Raw genomic sequence first — 20,488 nt, forward strand, 5'->3', positions numbered from 1 at the left:
CGTCGACAGATCATTCCCGAACGACGCCGTCTCCGACGTGAACCGGTCACCCGTCAGCTGCATCCCATCACCCGAGTCACCCGCGAAACGGATGACCACCCGGCTGACTCGACGGGTCCCGGCCGCCCTGGTGACACGGGCAGCGCTCTCGCCGCGGCCGGCGATCGACACCTTGCGCACGTTGGCTCCTCGATAAGGAACGGGTACGGGGAATTCCTGACGCATTCACTGAACCGGCCACCGGAAAAGAGGCTAAGCGGGGTCGCCTATCGGCCGATCACCGGCATGCCATTCGGCGCGCTACGCGGAAGAGAGTTTCCAGTTACCCGGCCATGAGTTCGCTCTCACGATCACCGGAAGAAACGGTGCCATTCCTCAGAACCCTCGGTCACCGACCCCAACCAGGGCGTATTGAGTGGACAATTACTCGGCGATGCCCGGTCCGTTCCATGCGCTCCCGTAGGTTCCCACACAATGAATTATGTGGAGGGTGCGGCATGAACTCTGTACCGACCGACGTGACCGCGCAGCGGGTGCCCGGCGCCGCGCCGGCTCCGCTGAGGGACGTGATGGCGCGGTTCGCCACGGGTGTCACGGTGCTGTCCACCGGTGGCGATCACCCGCACGGAATGACCGCGAACGCGTTCACGTCCGTGTCCCTCGACCCGCCGTCCGTGCTGTGCTGCGTCGCCCACGACGCGGTGATGCACAAGGCCATCACCGCGGCGGGACGCTTCGGCGTCTCCGTCCTGGGGGCGGAGCAGGAGGACCTCGCCCGGTTCTTCGCGGACAAGAAACGCCCTTTGGGAGCGGCGCAGTTCGCGGGGATCGACTGGACGCCCGGGACACGCACCGGCGCCCCGTTGCTGTCGGGCGCCCTCGCCTGGCTGGAGTGCGAGCTGACCGACGCGTACGACTCGGGCGACCACTCCGTCTTCATCAGCCGGGTGCTCGAATCCGGTCACGGCGGTCCGCAGGACGGACTGCTGTTCTTCCGGGGCGCGTTCCAGCGGGCCCCGGCACGCGGCGCTTGACCGAGCGCACGCCTGACGCCGGCAGCCGCCGGGGAACCAACGGAACTCCATTCAGACCACTGTGATTCATCGGGCCGTCGGGAAAACGGCGAGGGAAGGGCAGCCGAGCGTGAAGTCGAGTAACCGTAATTCCGCGGGGAACCGGACGCCGCACGGAGACAAGAAGGCCGTCGCTGTCATCGGAATGTCCTGTCGGCTCCCGATGGCCCCGGATCCCGCCTCGTTCTGGCAGCTGCTGCGCGAGGGCACCGATGCCATCACCGAGGTACCGGCCGACCGGTGGGAGACGGCGGAGCCGCCCGCTCGGGCCGGGGTACGCAGGGGCGGATTCCTCGACGGCATAAGGGAGTTCGACGCCGCCTTCTTCGGGATCTCGCCGCGTGAGGCGGCCGCCATGGACCCGCAGCAGCGTCTGGTGCTCGAACTGGCCTGGGAGGCGTTGGAGGACGCCGGTGTCCTTCCCGCCGTCCTGCGGGAGTCCCGGACCTCGGTGTTCGTGGGCACGCTCCGCGACGACTACGAGAGCCTGGTGGGGCAGCACGGCGCTCCCGTGATCACCCAGCACACCATGACCGGTGTCAACCGCGGCGTCATCGCGAACCGGGTCTCCTACCACCTGGGGCTGCGCGGACCGAGCCTGACGGTCGACGCCGCCCAGTCGTCGTCGCTGGTGGCCGTGCACCTGGCGTGCGAGTCGTTGCGTTCCGGCGAGTCGTCCATGTCGATCGCCGCGGGTGTCAACCTCAACATCCTGAGCGAGAGCGCGCTCACCGAGGAGCGGTTCGGCGGCCTGTCGCCGGACGGCGTCTCCTACACCTTCGACGCCCGCGCCAATGGTTTCGTACGCGGCGAGGGCGGGGGTGTCGTCGTGCTCAAGCCTCTCGCCCAGGCCCTTGAGGACGGCGACCGGATCTACGGTGTCATCCGCGGCAGCGCGGTCAACAACGACGGTGCCACGCCCGGTCTGACCGTTCCCAGCGGCGAGGCGCAGCGGTTGTTGCTGCGCGAGGCGTACCAGCGGGCGGGCATCGACCCGCGTGAGGTCCAGTACGTCGAACTGCACGGCACCGGGACGCCGGTGGGCGACCCCATCGAGGCGGCCGCGCTGGGCACGGTGCTCGGTGCCGCGCGCGGTGGCGACCCGCTGCTGGTCGGCTCGGCGAAGACGAACGTCGGGCATCTGGAGGGCGCGGCGGGCATGGTCGGCCTGCTGAAGGCGCTCCTGAGCGTCAGCCGTCGGGAGATACCCGCCAGCCTCCACTTCGAGAAGCCCAATCCCGCGATCCCGCTGGACGAGCTAGGGCTGTCGGTGGTGCGCGAACTCACGGGCTGGCCGCACCCCGACCGTCAACTGGTGGCCGGTGTCAGCTCGTTCGGCATGGGCGGCACCAACGCGCATGTCGTGGTCACCGAGGCCCCTGCCCGTGAGCCCCTGGCGGAGACCCCTCGCGAGGACACCGGCGCGCACGGTCTGGTCCCCTGGGTGATCTCCGGCCGGAGCCCGGACGCGCTGCGGGCTCAGGCCGCCAGGCTGGGCAGCTCAGACGCGGTGACCGGCGCCGACCCCGCCGATGTGGCCTGGTCGCTCCTGACGACCCGTACCGCCTTCGAGCACCGGGCTGTGGTGCTCGGCGACGGACGGGACGCGCTGCGCGCGGGTCTCGGCGCGCTGGCCTCGGGACTGCCCGCACAGGGTGTGGTCGCGGGCGCGGTCGACGACGGCGGACTCGCTTTCGCCTTCTCGGGCCAGGGCTCGCAGCGGGTCGGGATGGGGCGTGAACTGCGTGCCGCCTTCCCTGTGTTCGCCGATGCCTTCGACACCGTGGCGGCGGCTCTGAGCGCGCACCTCGACCGGCCGATAGAAGAGGTCATCGAAACCGGTGAGGGCCTCGATCAGACCGCCTACACACAACCGGCCCTCTTCGCCCTCCACGTCGCCCTCTACCGCCTCATCGAATCCTTCGGCATCACTCCCGGCCACCTGACCGGGCACTCGATCGGCGAGATCAGCGCCGCGCACCTCGCCGGCGTCCTCACCCTCGAAGACGCCTCCACTCTGGTCACGGCCCGCGCGCGCCTCATGCAATCGCTCCCCGCCACCGGCGCCATGATCGCCGTTCAGGCCACCGAAGAGCAGATACGCCCCCACCTCACCGCCAACGTCACCATCGCCGCCATCAACACCCCCCAGGCCCTCGTCATCTCGGGTGACACACAGGCAGCCCATGCCATCGCCGCCCGCTTCCAGGAACAGGGCCACAAGACCAAGACCCTCGCCGTCAGCCACGCCTTCCACTCCCCCCACATGGACGGCATCCTCGACGAATTCCACACCGTCGCGGCCCAACTCACCTACCACCCACCGACGATCCCCATCGTCTCCACCCTCACCGGGCTGGCCGCCACCGGCGACGACCTCACAACCGCCGACTACTGGACCAACCAGCTCCGCTACACCGTCCGCTTCCACCGCGCCGCACAAACCCTCACCGCCCTGGGGGTGACCACCACCCTCGAAATCGGCCCCGACGCCACCCTCACCCCGCTCCTCACCGACACCCACGCCACCGCCGTCCCCGCCCTCCGCAAGAACCACGACGAACCGCACTCCCTCCTCACCGCGCTCGCCACCCTCCACACCCGCGGGGCGCACCTCGACTGGCACGCCATCACCCCTCCCGCCGCGGCGCGCACGGCCCTCCCGACCTACCCGTTCCAGCGCCGGACCCACTGGCTCGGTGGCCGGCCCGCTCCCCGTGCCGCCCTCTCCGACGTGGCGGAGCCGGCCGTCGCCGCCGTACCGCACGGCGACTTCGGGGCGCGGTCGGCCGCGCCGCCGGGCGCGGAACGCACCCGCGCCGTATCCGACCTGGTGACCGCGCACATCGCCGCGGTCCTCGGCTACTCCCCCGGGCAGCGCGTCGATCCTCGGCTGCCGTTCACATCGCTCGGTTTCGACTCGCTGATGGCGGTCGAGTTGCGCGATCAGCTGAGCACCGCCACCGGTCTGCCGCTGCCCAGCGGGCTGCTCTTCGACCACCCCACGCCGGCCGCGCTGATCGCGTACACCGAGGCCGGACTCCTCGGCTCGGCGGTCGCCGACGAACAGACCGCGGTCGCGGTTCATGACGACGAGCCCATCGCCATCGTCGGGATGGCCTGCCGCTACCCGGGCGGCGTCACCTCGCCCGAGGAGCTGTGGAAGCTGATCGCGGAGGAGCGCGACGCGATCTCCGGGTTCCCCGGCGATCGCGGCTGGGACGAGGATCTGTACGACCAGGATCCTGAGCGCTCCGGCAAGAGTTCCGTGCGCGAGGGCGGCTTCCTGCACGATGCCGCGCTGTTCGACGCGGGGCTCTTCGGCATCTCGCCTCGTGAGGCGCTCGCCATGGACCCGCAGCAGCGCCTGCTCCTGGAGACGGCCTGGGAGGCGGTCGAGCGGGCCGGTATCGACCCGCTCAGTCTGGGCGGCAGCCGCACCGGCGTCTTCGTCGGCGCGACCGCTCTGGACTACGGGCCGCGGCTGCACGACGCGCCGCCCAGCGTCGAGGGGCATCTGCTCACCGGTAGCACCAGCAGTGTCATGTCCGGCCGGATCGCCTACCAGCTGGGCCTTGTCGGGCCGGCCCTCACCGTGGACACGGCCTGCTCCTCGTCGCTGGTGGCCCTGCACATGGCGATCCGTTCGCTGCGCCAGGGCGAGACGACGCTCGCGCTCGCGGGCGGGGTCACCGTGATGTCCGCGCCCGGCATGTTCGTCGAGTTCTCGCGGCAGCGGGGGCTCGCCGGGGACGGCCGCAGCAAGTCGTTCTCCGCCGACGCGGACGGTACGTCGTGGGCCGAGGGTGTCGGCCTGCTTCTGGTGGAGAGGTTGTCCGACGCGCGCCGCAACGGGCACCCGGTACTCGCGGTGCTGCGTGGTTCCGCCGTCAACCAGGACGGCGCGTCCAACGGGCTGACCGCCCCGAACGGGCCCGCGCAGCAGCGGGTGATCCGGCAGGCTCTCGCCGACGCCCGGCTCGGCCCCGCCGACGTCGACGCGGTCGAGGCGCACGGCACCGGTACGCGGCTCGGCGACCCGATCGAGGCGGAGGCGCTGATCGCCACGTACGGCTCCGGTCGTGACGGCCGGGAGCCCGCGTTCCTCGGCTCGCTGAAGTCGAACATCGGGCACGCCCAGGCCGCGGCCGGTGTCGGCGGCGTCATCAAGATGGTCCAGGCGATCCGGCACGGTGTGCTGCCCAGGACCCTGCATGTGCGTACGCCCACGCCGCACGTGGACTGGGAGTCGGGCGCGCTGGAGCTGCTCACCGAGGCCCGCCCCTGGCCCGCCACGGGACGACCGCGCCGTGCCGCCGTCTCCTCCTTCGGCATCAGCGGCACCAACGCCCATGTCATCGTCGAGCAGGCGGAGCCCGCCGAACCCACCGCGGCGGTGGAGCACCCGGGCAGTGTGCTGTGGCCGCTGTCCGCCCGTGACGCGGCCGGTCTCCGGGCCCAGGCCCGGCGGCTGCACCGCCATCTGACCGAGCGTCCCGAGCTGCGCCCGGCGGACGTCGGGCTCTCGCTCGCCACCACCCGCGCCACCTGGGACGAGCGGGCCGTCGTGACCGGTGCCTCCGCCGGGGAGCTGCTCGCGGGGCTCGACGCGCTCGCCCGGGGCGAGGCTTCCCCCGGCGTGCTGACCGGCAGCGCCGCGCGGGCCGGACGTACCGCGTTCCTGTTCACCGGCCAGGGCGCGCAGCGCGCCGCAATGGGGCGTGAACTGTACGGGAGCAGGCCGGAGTTCGCGGCCGCGCTCGACGAGGTCTGCGCCGCGCTCGACCCGTATCTGGACAGACCGCTGCGTGAGGTGATGTTCGCGCCGCGGGACAGTGTGCTGCACGAGACCCGCTACACCCAGCCCGCCCTGTTCGCCCTTGAGGTCGCGCTGTACCGGCTCCTGGAGCACCACGGTCTGCGGCCGGACGCGGTGGCCGGGCACTCCATCGGCGAGCTGGCGGCCGCGCACGTCGCCGGTGTGTTCCCGCTGGCGGACGCCGCCGCGCTGGTCGCCGCACGTGGCCGGCTGATGCAGGCGGCCCGCCCGGGTGGCGCGATGATCGCGATCCAGGCGGCGGAGGAGGAGGTGCTCCGCACGCTCGGACCGTACGCCGGCCGGCTGGCCGTGGCCGCGGTCAACGGGCCCTCGGCGGTGGTGATCTCAGGTGACAGGGAGTCCGCGGAGGAGGTCGGGGCGCTCTGGGGGGAGCGCGGGCACAAGACGCGTGAGCTTCAGGTCAGCCATGCCTTCCACTCGCCGCACATGGACGGGATCCTCGACGAGTTCCGCGCCGTCGCGGCCGGGCTCACCTACCACGCGCCGACGATTCCCGTGGTCTCCACCGTGACCGGGCTGGCCGCCAGCGGCGACGACCTGATGACCGCCGACTACTGGGTGCGCCAGATCCGCGAGGCCGTGCGGTTCGCCGACGCCACGCGGGCGCTGGAGGAGAGTGCGGGTGTCACGGTGTTCGTCGAGGTGGGTCCGGACGCCGTCCTGACCGCCATGACAAGCGTCTCCGCCTCTTCGGACGCCACCGCAGTGGCTCTGCTGCGCGCGGACCACGCCGAGGACGCCACCCTGCTGGCGGGGCTGGCGCGGGCCCATACGGCGGGCGCACGAGTCGACCTGGCGTCGCTGTTTCCGGGCGCGGGGAGCGTTCCGGATTCCGGGGGCGTTCCGGATTCGGGGGGCGGTCCCGGTGCCGGGGGCGGTCCCGGTTCCGGGCGCGTTCCCGGTTCCGGGCGCGTTCCCGGTTCCGGGCCTGTTCCGGGCGCCCGGCTCGTGGATCTGCCCACGTACGCCTTCCAGCACGAGCACTACTGGCTGACGCCCGAAGCCCGTACGGACGCTCGCAGTCTCGGTCTCGATCCGGCGCGGCATCCGCTGCTCGCCACGTCGGTCGAGCTCGCCGACCGCGAGGAGCTGGTGTCCACCAGTCGTCTCTCGTTACGGAGCCACCCGTGGCTGGCCGATCACAGCATCAGCGGAACGGTGCTCGTCCCCGCCACCGGCTTCCTCGAACTGGCCCTGGCCGCAGGCGAACTGGCGGGCGCGGGACAGCTCGCGGAACTCACTCTGGAGGCACCCCTCCCCCTGCCCGATCGGGGCGCCGTCCGTGTGCAGGTGGCGGTCGCGCCGCCGGACGCCGCGGGTCTGCGCTCGTTCACCGTCCACTCCCGGCCCGACACCGGGGAAGACGACCTTCAGCCCTGGACCCGGCATGTCTCCGGCGCGCTCGGCGCCGTCCCGGCGGGCGAGGGCGAGGGGCTGCGTCAGTGGCCGCCCACCGACGCGGTGGCCCGGCCCGTCACGGATCTCTACGAGCGGCTCGCCGGCCTGGGATACGAGTACGGCCCGGCCTTCCAGGGCGTCCGCGCCGTGTGGCAGGGCGACGGCGTCACGTATGCGGAGGTCGCGCTGCCCGGCGATCAGCGCGAGAGCGCCGCGCGGTTCGGCATGCATCCGGCGCTCCTCGACTCCGTCCTGCACCCGCTCGTCCTGAACAGCGCGGACCCCGGCGAACCCGGCCGGATCCAGCTGCCGTTCGCCTGGAGCGGCGTCACGCTGCACGCCGCGGGCGCGACCGCCCTGCGGGTCCGTATCACCGAGTCGGGCTCCGGAACGGTCGCCCTCCACCTCGCCGACAGCACCGGCGCGCCGGTCGCCACCGTCGACTCCCTCGCCCTGCGGCCCATCGCCAAGGACGCGATCGCGCCGGCCGGGCGGCATACCGACGCGCTGTTCCGGGTCGACTGGCCCGTCGTCGGCCCCGTGGACGTCCCGGCCCCGCGCATCGCCGAGCTGTCGGAGGACCGGCTGCCCGGCGCGTACGACGCCGATGTGCTGGTCGTACGCCTCGACGAGGGAGCTTCGCACTCCCCGTCGGCGGCTCACGAGACGGCAGGGCGCGCTCTGACGCTCTCTCAGCTCTGGCTGGGAGATGAGCGGTTCGCGGACTCCCGGCTCGTGTTCGTCACCACGCGGGCAATCGGTGTGCTGCCGGGCGAGGAGATCCACGGTCTCGCGGCGTCGACGGTGTGGGGTCTGATCAGGTCCGTTCAGTCCGAACATCCCGGCCGCATCGGTCTCGTCGACCTCGATCTCGACGGCTCCCTGCTGACCGCCGCCGTCGCCTCGGGCGAGCCGCAGATCGCGGTTCGAGGCACCGGACTGCGGGTGCCCCGGCTCGTACGGGAGCACGTCGATGCCCCGGCCGGGGCGCCCGCGCTCGACCCCGACGGGACCGTCCTGATCACGGGCGGCGTCGGAGGACTCGGCGGGCTCTTCGCCCGCCATGTGGTCACCGCCCATGGAGCACGGCAGCTGCTGGTGACCAGCCGTCGTGGCCCGGACGCTCCGGGCGCCGCCGAACTGCGAGCGAAACTGGCGGAGTTGGGCGCCACGGTCACCGTCGTCGCCTGTGACGTGACGGATCGCGGGGCGCTCGCGGACGTACTGGCCGGCATCCCGGCCGCACACCCGCTGACGGCGGTGGTCCATACGGCGGGCGTGCTCGACGACGCCACCGTGGAGTCGCTCACCGTGGAGCGGTTGGACACGGTGCTGCGCCCCAAGGTGGACGCGGCCTGGCATCTGCACGAACTGACGCTGAATCAGAAGCTGGCCGCCTTCGTGCTGTTCTCCTCGGTGTCCGGCATCCTCGGCACCGCGGGCCAGGCCAACTACGCCGCCGCCAATACCTACGTGGACGCACTGGCGGCGCACCGCCGTGCCCAGGGCCTGACGGGGATCTCGCTGGCCTGGGGCCTGTGGGACAGCACGCACGGGATGGGCGCCCGGCTCGGCCGAGCCGATCTCGCCCGGTGGACCAGGGCCGGCGTCACCCCGCTCGACCCGGCCACCGGTCTCGCGCTGTTCGACGCGGCGCTGGCGGGCGGGACCGCTCTCGCCGTACCGGCGCGGCTCGTCCCGTCCAGGCTGAGCGGCGCCGCCGACCTGCCCGCGACCTTGCGCGGCCTGGTCAGACGGCGGCGCACGGCACGCGCCACCGAGGACTCCGTCGCCGCCGAGGGCTCCTGGACCCGGCAGATCGCGGGCCTGCCGGAGCGGGACCGCGCGGGCGCCGTACTCGACCTGGTGCGTACGGTCGTCGCCGGGGTACTCGGTCACACGAGCGCGGACCGGGTGGAGCCCGAACGTGCCTTCAAGGAGGCCGGGTTCGACTCGCTCGCCAGTGTCGAGCTGCGCAACCGGCTGAACGCCACGACCGGTCTGCGGCTGCCCACGACCACGGTCTTCGACCATCCGTCGCCCGCGGCGCTCGCCGCCCATCTGCTGTCGCGGGTGTCAGGCACCGAGTCGGCCGGGCCCGCCGCGCCGGTCCGCCGGGGTGCCGCGGACGAGCCGATCGCGATCGTCGGAATGGCCTGCCGCTTCCCTGGCGGGGTTCGCTCACCGGCCGATCTGTGGCGTCTCGTGGCCGAAGGCACCGACGCCATCGGCGAGTTCCCCACCAACCGGGGCTGGGACCTGGACGCCCTGTACGACCCGGATCCGGACCACCTCCGTACCTCCTACACCCGGCACGGCGGATTCCTGTACGACGCCGACCAGTTCGACCCGGCGTTCTTCGGGATGTCGCCGCGCGAGGCGACCGCCACCGATCCGCAGCAGCGGCTGCTGCTGGAGACCGCCTGGGAGACGTTCGAGAGCGCGGGTCTCGACCCGGCGGTGCTGCGCGGCACCAGCACCGGTGTGTTCACCGGCGCGATGTACGACGACTACGCGTCCCGGCTGGCCAGGAGCCCCGAGGAGTTCGAGGGTTTCCTGCTCGCGGGCAACCTCTCCAGCGTGGTGTCCGGGCGCCTGTCGTACACGTACGGCCTGGAGGGACCGGCGGTCACGGTCGACACCGCCTGCTCGTCGTCGCTGGTGGCGCTGCACCTGGCGGCGAACGCGCTGCGGCAGGGAGAGTGCGACCTGGCGCTCGCGGGTGGTGTGACCGTGATGTCGGGACCCAACACCTTCGTCGAGTTCTCCCGGCAGCGCGGACTCTCCGAGGACGGCCGCTGCCGGTCCTTCTCCGCCGACGCGGGGGGTACCGGCTGGGCCGAGGGCGTCGGTCTGCTCATGGTGGAGCGGCTCTCCGACGCGCTCCGCAACGGCCGCCGGATCCTGGCCGTGGTGCGCGGCACCGCCGTCAACCAGGACGGCGCCTCCAACGGACTCACCGCGCCCAACGGCCCGTCCCAGGAGCGGGTGATCCGTCAGGCGCTCGCCGCCGCGGGGCTCTCCCCCGCCGACATCGACGCGGTCGAGGCGCACGGCACGGGCACCAGCCTCGGCGACCCGATCGAGGCGCAGGCACTCATCGCCGCCTACGGCCGGGACCGGCCCGCCGGCCGGCCGCTGTATCTCGGCTCGCTGAAGTCGAACATCGGCCATGCCCAGGCCGCGGCGGGGGTCGGCGGAGTCATCAAGATGATCGAGGCGATGCGCCACCGGGTACTGCCCAGGACCCTGCACGCCGAGAACCCGTCGCCGCACATCGACTGGGACACGGGCGCGGTGGAGTTGCTCACCGACGCGACCCCCTGGCCCGTCACCGGACGGCCGGCCCGCGCCGGGGTGTCGTCCTTCGGCATCAGCGGCACGAACGCGCACGTCATTCTGGAGCAGGCACCGGACCAACAGGCCGAAGAGGTCGCCGAACCGGCGGAGGACACCCCCGGCATACCGCCCCTCCTTCTGACCGCGCGGGACGAGGGCGCGCTGCGCGACCAGGCGCGCGGTCTGTACGGGCTGCTGACCGCCGATCCCGCGCCGCGCCCTGTCGACGTCGGCTTCTCCCTCGCCACCACCCGGGCCCGGCTGGAGCGGCGCGCCGCCGTTGTCGGCGCCGACCGCACCGAACTGCTGGCCGGGCTCGAAGCGCTGGCCCGGGGCGAGCAGTCGCCGGCGGTCGTACGGACCACCGGGGGCCGACGCGGCCGTACGGCGTTCCTGTTCACCGGACAGGGCAGCCAGCGGCTCGGCATGGGCCGTGAACTGTACGCGTCGTCAACGGTGTTCGCGTCGGCGCTCGACACGGTGTGCGAGCAGTTGGACACCGAACTGCTCCGGCCGGTGAAGAGCGTCCTGTTCGCCCGCCGCGACTCGGCGGACGCGGCCCTCATCGACCAGACCGCCTTCACCCAGGGCGCGTTGTTCGCCGTCGAGGTCGCTCTGTTCCGGCTCGCCGGGCACTACGGTCTGACCCCGGACGTACTGCTCGGCCACTCCATCGGCGAGGTCACCGCCGCGCATCTGGCCGGGGTGTTCGACCTCGCCGACGCCTGCGTCCTGGTCGCCGAGCGCGGCCGGCTCATGCAGGCGGCCCGCGAGGGCGGCGCGATGGCCGCGCTGCAGGCAGGCGAGGACGAGGTGACGGAGGTACTGGCGGGCTACGACCCCCGGGCCGTCGCCGTCGCGGGGGTCAACGGGCCCCGGGCGACCGTGATCTCGGGCGACGCGAACCTCGTCGACGAGATCGCCGCGCACTGGCGCGCGCGGGGCCGCAAGACCAGGCGTCTGCCCGTGAGCCACGCCTTCCACTCGCCGCACATGGACGAGGTCCTCGACGAGTTCCGCGCCCTCGCGGCCGGACTGACCTACCACGCTCCGAGGATCCCGGTGGTCTCCAACGTCACCGGGGCGCTCGCCACCGTCGAGCAGCTCACCTCACCCGACTACTGGGCCACCCACATCCGGGCGGCCGTCCGCTTCCACGACGGCATCCGCTGCCTGGAGGCCCAGGGTGTCACCGAGTACGTGGAGCTGGGCCCGGACGGGGTGCTGACCGCGATGGCCGGTGAGTGCCTCGCCGAGGAGCCGGGCTCGCTCGTACCGCTGCTGCGCGCCGGCCGGCCGGAACCCGTCACGGTCGCCACCGCCCTCGGAGTCGCGCTGGCGCGGGGCGCGGACGCCGACTGGTCCGCGCTCTACCCGGGGGGACGCCGGACGGACCTGCCCGGTTACGCCTTCCAGCACGGCCGTTACTGGCTGGAGGGTCCGGCGGTCGCGGGTGACGCGACGGACTTCGGTCTGTCCGCCGCAGGGCATCCGCTGCTCGGCGCCGCCGTCAGGCCCGCGGACCGCGACGCGTATCTGTTCACCGGGCGCGTCTCGCTCGGCAGCCATCCGTGGCTGGCGGACCACGCCGTGCACGGTTCGGCGCTGCTGCCCGCGACAGCTCTCCTTGAGCTGGCGTTCCACGCGGGCGAGCGGGTGGGCTGTCACCGAGTCGCCGAACTGACGCTCGCGGCGCCCCTGGTGCTCCCCGCGCGCGGCGGCGTACAGCTCCAGGTGGTGGTCGGGGAGGCGGACGGCGACGACGCGCGGCCGGTCTCCGTGTACGCACGGCCCGATCACGAGGGCGCCGCCCCGGCGTGGACCCTGCACGCCGAGGGCCTGCTCACCAAGGGCGCCACGGTCCCCGAGACCATCGCGGCCTGGCCGCCGACCGGTGCCACCGAAGCGGACCTGGACGGCGTCTACGACCGGCTGGCCGAGCTGGGCTACGCGTACGGGCCCGCCTTCCAGTGCCTGCGCCGGGTCTGGAAGGACTCCGGCGCGGTGTACGCCGAGGTCGCGCTCGGCGCGCGACAGGGCGGGGAGGCCGGTGCGTTCGGGCTCCATCCCGCGCTCTTCGACGCGGCACTGCACGCGCTGCTGCCCGGCGTCGCCGGGGAGGGAGGCCGCTCATGGCTGCCGTTCGCCTGGTCGGGAGTGAGTCTGTACGCGTCGGGGGCGACCGCGCTCCGCGTGCGGCTGGCGCTGACGGAACCGGGTGACGGTTCCCTGGAGGCCGGGCTCACCATCATGGACGGAAGCGGTGCCCCGGTCGCCGCGGCCGATTCGCTGCTGCTGCGCCCGCTGTCGAAGGAGGCACTGCGCAGGGCCGCGAACACCGCGGGGGACGGCCTGTTCCGGGTCGCCTGGACCGAGGTGGGCGCCGTCAGCGCCGTCAACGCCCCTACGGAGACGTCCGGTTGGGCCGTACTTGATCCGGAACTCGACCCGGTGCTCGATTCGGCCGATGTGGATCTGGCGCCCGGTGCCCCACGCCACGCCGGGCCGGCCGTGCCGGCGGACGCGACGGTGCCGAGGATCGTGCTGCTGCCCACCGCCGGGCGGGGCGGCGGGGACGAGACGGCGACGCTGCCCGAGCGCGCCCGTGCCGTGGTGCGGCGGACCCTCCGGTCCGTACGGGCCTGGCTCGCCGACGAACGGCTCGCCGAGTCGAACCTCGTCGTCGTCACCCGGGGCGGGGTGGCGGCCGGCGCCGAGGACGTCACCGACCTGGCGCAGGCGGGAGTCTGGGGTCTGATCAGGTCCGCGCAGACCGAGAACCCCGGCCGGTTCACCCTCGTCGACCTCGGTCCGGACGACGGCGCCGAGGCGCTGGCCTCCGCGATCGCCAGCGGTGAGCCGCAGGTCGCGGTCCGCGGCGGCACTCTGCTGGCACCGCGACTGGCCCGCGCCGACAGCGGAACCGATGCCCCGGCGCCACGCTGGGACCAGGGCACCGTGCTGGTCACCGGTGCGACCGGCACCCTGGGCTCCGTCCTCGCCCGTCATCTGGTGACCGAGCACGGCGCACGAAGGCTGCTCCTGCTCAGCAGGCGCGGAATGGACGCCCCGGGGGCCGCGGAGCTGCACAGCGAGCTGGGCGCCCTGGGGGCCGATGTGACCGTGGCCGCCTGCGATGTGACGGATCGTCAGTCCTTGGTGTGGGCACTCGACGCCATCCCGGACGAACACCCGCTGACGGCCGTGGTGCACACGGCGGGCGTCCTGGACGACGGGGTCGCCGGCCGGCTCACCGACGAGCAGGTCGACAAGGTCATGCGGCCCAAGACCGACGCGGCCTGGCATCTGCATGAACTCACCCGGGACATGGGGCTCACCGCCTTCGTCCTGTACTCCTCGGTGGCCGGCCTCATCGGCACCGCGGGCCAGGCCAACTACGCGGCGGGCAACACGTTCCTGGACGCCCTCGCCGCACACCGCCGTGCACACGGCCTGCCCGCCGTCTCCCTGGGCTGGGGCCTGTGGGCCGAGTCCAGCGCCATCTCCGGTGACCTCGGCGGGACGGATCTGCGCCGGCTCGCCAAGGCCGGCCTGCTGCCGCTGTCCACCGAGGACGGCATGGCCCTGTTCGACTCGGCGCCCGCCACCGGCGAGGCGGTCCTCGCCGTCAGCAGGCTCGACACCGCCGCCATGCGGGCCCGTGGTGCCGAACTCCCCTCGATCCTGCGCTCGTTGGTGGGTCCGGTCCGGCAGCGGGCCGCGATCGCGGAGCGTGCCGGCGACGAGGTCCCGCTCGCCAAGCGGCTCGCCGGGCTCGGCCCCGTCGAGCGGAAACGCACCCTGACCGACCTCGTACGGGGCCGGGTGGCGACCGTGCTCGGGCACTCCGACCCGAGCGGCGTCGAACCCGACCGTGCCTTCCAGGAGCTGGGATTCGACTCATTGACGGCGGTCGAACTGCGCAATCAGCTGAACCGGGCGACGGGGCTGCGGCTGCCGACCACGCTCATCTTCGACCATCCCTCGCCGCAGGCCCTGGCCGCCCATCTGCTCGGCGAGCTGGTCGTCGAGGACGTCTCACCCGCCGAGCCGGTGCTCGCCTCGCTCGCCGGCGTCGAGTCGGCGATCGAGTCGGCCATCGAGGCCGCCGGGCCGGACACCGAGGCGCGCGACCGGATCGCCGGACGGCTGCGGGAGCTGCTCAAGGCGGCCGAGGCCGCGACCGGTCCGACGGGCTCGGCCGGGCCGGCCGGCCCGGCCGACAGCGGCCCGGACCTCGACACCGCGAGCGACGAGGAACTCTTCGCCCTCGTCGACGAGCTCGACTGATGAACGCGATCAGCGCCAGGCACACGATCACCCTGCACACGTCGTGCGCGGTGCATCCCACCGAAGCGAACCCCACCGAGGCACGTGCCCACACCGATCCCCAGGAGCTGAATTCACGTGGCTGACGAGGCGCAACTCCGCGACTACCTCAAGCGGGCCATCGCCGACGCCAGGGAAGCCCGCAAGCGCCTGCACGAGGTGGAGGAGAAGGCACACGAACCCATCGCCATCGTCGCCATGGCCTGCCGCTACCCCGGTGGCGTGGCCTCCCCGGAGGACCTGTGGCGGCTTGTGGCCGAGGGAACCGACGCGGTATCCGCGTTCCCCGGCAATCGCGGCTGGGACCTGGAGCGGCTGTACGACCCGGACCCGGAACGCCCCGGGACGTCGTACTCCCGCGAAGGCGGCTTCCTGCACGACGCGGACCTCTTCGATCCCGAGCTGTTCGGCATGTCGCCCCGGGAGGCGCTCGCCGCCGATCCGCAGCAGCGGCTGCTGCTCGAAACCGCCTGGGAGGCGTTCGAGCGGGCCGGTCTGTCCCCGCTCTCCGTCAAGGGCAGCCGTACTGGCGTGTTCACCGGCGTCATGTACAACGACTACGGCTCGCGGGCGCATCTGCCGCCCGAGGGCTTCGAGGGCTATCTGTTCAGTGGCAGCGCGGGGTCGATCGCGGCCGGCCGGCTCTCCTACACCTTCGGCCTCGAAGGCCCGGCGGTGTCGATCGACACCGCCTGCTCGTCCTCCCTCGTGGCGCTGCACCTGGCGGCCGGTGCGCTGCGCCGGGGGGAGTGCGATCTCGCCCTGGCGGGCGGCGCCACCGTGATGTCCACACCGGTGGCGTTCACCGAGTTCTCCCGGCTGCGCGGGCTCGCGCCCGACGGGCGCAGCAAGTCGTTCTCGGCCGAAGCGGACGGCACGGGCTGGGCCGAGGGGGTCGGTCTGCTGCTGGTGGAGCGGCTGTCCGATGCCCGCCGCAACGGGCACCACGTACTGGCCGCACTTCGCGGCTCCGCCGTCAACCAGGACGGCGCCTCCAACGGGCTCACCGCCCCCAACGGGCCGTCCCAAGAACGCGTCATCCGCCAAGCCCTCGCAGACGCCGGCCTCACCCCGCACGACATCGACGCCGTCGAAGCACACGGCACCGGCACCCGCCTCGGCGACCCCATCGAAGCACAGGCACTCCTCAACACCTACGGCCACAACCGACCCACCGACCACCCCCTCCACCTCGGCTCCCTCAAATCCAACATCGCTCATGCCCAGGCCGCGGCGGGGGTCGGCGGCGTCATCAAGATGGTGCAGGCCATGCACCATGGGGTGCTCCCCCAGACGCTCCACGCCGATGAGCCCTCGCCTCATGTCGACTGGACGTCGGGGGCGGTGGAACTGCTCACCGAGGCACGGCCGTGGCCCGCCACCGGCCGGCCGCGGCGAGCCGCCGTCTCGTCGTTCGGGTTCGGCGGCACCAACGCGCATGTGATCATCGAGCAGGCCGTCGAGGAGAAGGTACCTTCCGCCGAGGGGCCGGAGGGGCCGGGCGGTCCTGAGGGGCCGGAGGCGGCTACGCGGTCCGCGGTGATCGCCTGGCCGATCTCGGGCAAGACTCCCGACGCGCTGCGGGCCCAGGCGCAACGACTCCACGAACACCTCACCACCCACCCCACCCTCTCCCCCCACGACATCGGATACACCCTCGCCACCACCCGCGCCACCCTCGACCACCGCGCCGTCATCACCGGCAACACCACCACCGAACTCCTCACCGGACTCAAAACCCTCACCGAACTCCACAACCCCACCGCCCACACCCACACCCACACCCACACACCCCACCTCACCACCGGACAACCCACCACCGGCCATCTCGCCCTCATCTTCCCCGGCCAAGGCTCACAACGCACCGGCATGGGACACGAACTCCACACCACCTACCCCGCATTCGCCGACGCCTTCGACACCGTTACAGCAGCCCTCAACAAACACCTCGACCGGCCGATAGAAGAGGTCATCGAAACCGGTGAGGGCCTCGATCAGACCGCCTACACACAACCGGCCCTCTTCGCCCTCCACGTCGCCCTCTACCGCCTCATCGAATCCTTCGGCATCACTCCCGGCCACCTGACCGGGCACTCGATCGGCGAGATCAGCGCCGCACACATCGCCGGCGTCCTCACCCTCGAAGACGCCTCCACCCTCGTCACCGCCCGCGCGCGCCTCATGCAATCGCTCCCCGCCACCGGCGCCATGATCGCCGTCCAGGCCACCGAAGAGCAGATACGCCCCCACCTCACCGCCAACGTCACCATCGCCGCCATCAACACCCCCCAGGCCCTCGTCATCTCAGGCGACACACAGGCAGCCCACGCCATCGCCACCCGCTTCCAGGAACAGGGCCACAAGACCAAGACCCTCGCCGTCAGCCACGCCTTCCACTCCCCCCACATGGACGGCATCCTCGACGAATTCCACACCATCGCGGCCCAACTCACCTACCACCCACCGACCATCCCCATCGTCTCCACCCTCACCGGGCTGGCCGCCACCGGCGACGACCTCACAACCGCCGACTACTGGACCAACCAGCTCCGCAACACCGTCCGCTTCCACCACGCCGCACAAACCCTCACCGCCCTCGGGGTGACCACCACCCTCGAAATCGGCGACGCCACCCTCACACCACACCTCACCGACACCATCACACAACCACTCGCACTCCTCCGCCGCGACCAACCCGAACCCCACACCCTCACCACCACACTCGCCCAACTCCACACCCACAGCACCCCCATCAACTGGGCCACCCACAACACCACAACCACCACACAACACATCCCACTCCCCACCTACGCCTTCCAACGTCAGTCCTACTGGCTCAAGGCGCTGCCTTCCGGAGCGTCGCGGAACGCGTGGGGGCATCCGGTCCTCGGCGGGCCGATGACGGTGGCGGGGACCGACGACGTGCTGTTCAGCGGCCGTCTCTCGCTGGGCGCCTTCCCGTGGCTCGCCAGGCATCTGATACTCGGTACCCCGGTACTGCCCGCCGCGGCCCTGGTGGAACTCGCGCTGTCCGCCGGGCGTCTCCTCGGCAGGCCGGTGGTGGCGGACCTCGACGTCCGGGATCCGCTCGTCCTTCCCGAGCAGGGCGAGGTGGAGCTTCAGCTCCGGTTCACCGGGCCGTCCGGTGACTCCGGCGGGCGCCGCTTCTCGCTGTACGCACGGCCGGAGGCGCTGGATGTACCGGACGTGCCGGAGGCGCCGTGGACCCTGCATGCCGAGGGGTCGATCCTGACTGAGGACGGTGCGGGGGCGCCCGGGGCCGAGGCGGCCGGCGCGCCCGCCGAGGCGCGGCTGTCCGGCGAACTGCTCGCGGAGGCCAGCCTGTACGGGCTGCACCCGGAGCTGCTCGACGCTGTGTTACCCGCCCCCCGGGCCGTGGGCGAGGACTCCGTGGCCGTGCCCGTACGGTGGAGAGGCATCCGGTTGTACGCGTCCGGCGCGACGGCCGTCCGGGCCTGGGCCACGCCCACCAGGGAGAGTGCGTGGGCGTTGCGGCTCGCCGACGGCGACGGCACGCCTGTCGCCTCCGTCGAGTCGGTCGAGTTCAGCGAGGTGCCCGCGCAGCGGTTCGCGCCCGTCTCGGACAGTACCGGCGGCGACGCTCTCTTCCACCTGGCGTGGCAGTCCGCGCGGTTGCCGGCCAAGGGAGGCCAGGTGGCCTGGGCGGTCCTCGATCCGGAGGCCCCCGGCACGGACCGGTTCGCGGATGTCTCCTCGGTCGCGAGGGCCGTCGCCGCCGGTACCGGCATCGACGCCGTACTGCTGCCCTGGCCCACCGCTCCGGCCGCCTCGGCCGAGGCCGTGCACGTGGCTGCCGGACGCGCCCTGGACCTTGTGAAGGCATGGCTGGACGACGAGCGGCTCGGCAACACCCCGCTGGTGGTGGCGACGTCAGGCGCGCTCGCCGTCCATGACGGCGAGGACGTCACGGACCTGGCCGGCGCCGCCGTGCACGGTCTCCTGCGGTCCGCGCGGTCGGAGCACCCGGACCGGATCGTCCTCGTCGACACCGACACGGCCCCCCTCGATCTACGGGATCAGCTCGCGCTCCTGGTCCGCTCGGGTGAGCCGGAAGCGGCGGTCCGCGGCGGTGGCGTGCTGGTGCCACGTCTGCGGCATGCCACGGGGAACAGCGCGGCGACCGTCTGGGACCGCGCGGGCACCGTCCTGGTCACCGGGGGAACGGGCACGCTGGGCACCGAGTTCTCGCGCCATCTGGTGGCCGAGCACGGGGTCACCCGGCTGCTGCTCGTCTCGCGTTCCGGCGAAAAGGCCGAGGGCGCGGCGGAGTTGACGGATGAGCTGCGTTCCCTCGGTGCCCAGGTGACGGTCGCCGCCTGTGACGTGGCCGATCGCGACGCACTCGCCGCGCTCCTCGCGACGATCCCCGCGGAACACCCGCTGACCGGCGTGGTACACACCGCCGGGGTCCTCGACAACGGGCTGCTTCCCACCCTCACACCGGACCGGCTGACCGACGTGCTGCGGGCGAAGGCGGACGTGGCCTGGTATCTGCACGAACTGACCCGGGAGCGGGAGCTGACGGCTTTCGTGCTGTTCTCCGCCACCGTCGGTGTCCTCGGTGGCCCCGGCCAGGCCAACTACGCGGCCGCCAACGCCTTCCTGGACGGACTCGCCGCTCATCGCCGTGCCCGGGGGCTCGCGGCGACGTCCATCGCCTGGGGCGTGTGGCAGCCGGGCGGCATCAACGCCGGACTGACCGAGAAGGACCTCGGGCGCCTGGCCCGTGACGGCTTCCGGCCGATCGGGCCGCGGGAGGGGCGTGCGCTCTTCGACCGGGCGACGGCGGATGGCCGGGCCGCACTCGTCGCCGTACCACTCGGCCTCGCCGCCCTCCGTGCCCAGGATCATGTACCGGCTGTGCTGGGCGAGTTGGCGGGATCCACCGTCCGGCGCGCCCGGTCGACCGCCGTCAGTCCGGACTCCGCGACGGCCGGGCTCTCCGAGCGGCTCGCCGCGCTCGGCGAGTCCGAACGGGAGCAGCTGCTGCTGTCCCTGGTCCAGAGCGAGGTGGCGGCGGTGCTCGGCCGCACCGACCCCGCCGGTATCTCACCCCAACGCGCTTTCCAGGAGCTGGGGTTCGACTCACTGACCGCCGTGGAACTACGCAACCGGCTCGGTGCCGCCACTGGGCTCGTGCTGCCACCCACCCTCGTCTTCGACCACCCGACCCCGGCGGCCCTCACCGCGCTGCTCACCGAACGACTCACTCCACAGGCCCCGGACACGCGGCAGACCTTCCTGGTCCAACTGGGTCTTCTGGAAGGGCTGTTGGCGACTCTCGGCGACGACACCCCGGACCACGCCGATGTCACGGCGCGGCTGCGCGCACTGCTGTCCCGCCTGGAGGACGGCGGCGCGGTGGACGGCGGGCGACCCGCCGAGGACGCGGCCGACGTACTCGCGGACGCGTCGGTCGACGAGATCTTCAGCTTCATCGACAACGAACTCGGCCGCCCCTGACGGC

Annotated in this window: 3 protein-coding genes and 1 pseudogene; 3 read left to right on the forward strand and 1 reads right to left on the reverse strand. The window is 72.5% G+C overall.

Annotated elements, in window-relative coordinates; all coding sequences use genetic code 11:
• Nucleotides 1-225: hypothetical protein (locus tag ACZ7LS_RS35715; protein WP_382673480.1), on the reverse strand; the 225-nt coding region annotated here is incomplete at its 3' end.
• Nucleotides 226-497: 272 nt separating this feature from the next.
• Between ACZ7LS_RS35715 and ACZ7LS_RS35720 the strand changes: the two genes are divergently transcribed.
• From ACZ7LS_RS35720 to ACZ7LS_RS35730, 3 genes and pseudogenes are all read left to right on the forward strand, one after another.
• Nucleotides 498-1,034, forward strand: a complete 537-nt coding sequence (locus ACZ7LS_RS35720) for a flavin reductase family protein (RefSeq protein WP_382673477.1) — start codon at nucleotides 498-500, stop codon at nucleotides 1,032-1,034.
• A gap of 109 nt (nucleotides 1,035-1,143) precedes the next feature.
• Nucleotides 1,144-14,940: an SDR family NAD(P)-dependent oxidoreductase gene (locus tag ACZ7LS_RS35725; RefSeq protein ID WP_385134770.1), complete on the forward strand. Its 13,797-nt coding sequence runs from the start codon at nucleotides 1,144-1,146 to the stop codon at nucleotides 14,938-14,940.
• A 117-nt stretch (nucleotides 14,941-15,057) separates the two neighbouring features.
• Nucleotides 15,058-20,484: pseudogene (locus tag ACZ7LS_RS35730) on the forward strand (SDR family NAD(P)-dependent oxidoreductase); the annotation flags it as partial.
• Between the last annotated feature and the right edge of the window lie 4 nt (nucleotides 20,485-20,488).

The sequence above is a fragment of the Streptomyces sp. NPDC039430 genome, from assembly GCF_055639435.1.

Bases quoted from the DNA above. Each gene is read 5' to 3' on its own strand.
- ACZ7LS_RS35720 (WP_382673477.1), top strand. From the start codon at position 498: ATGAACTCTGTACCGACCGACGTGACCGCGCAGCGGGTGCCCGGCGCC.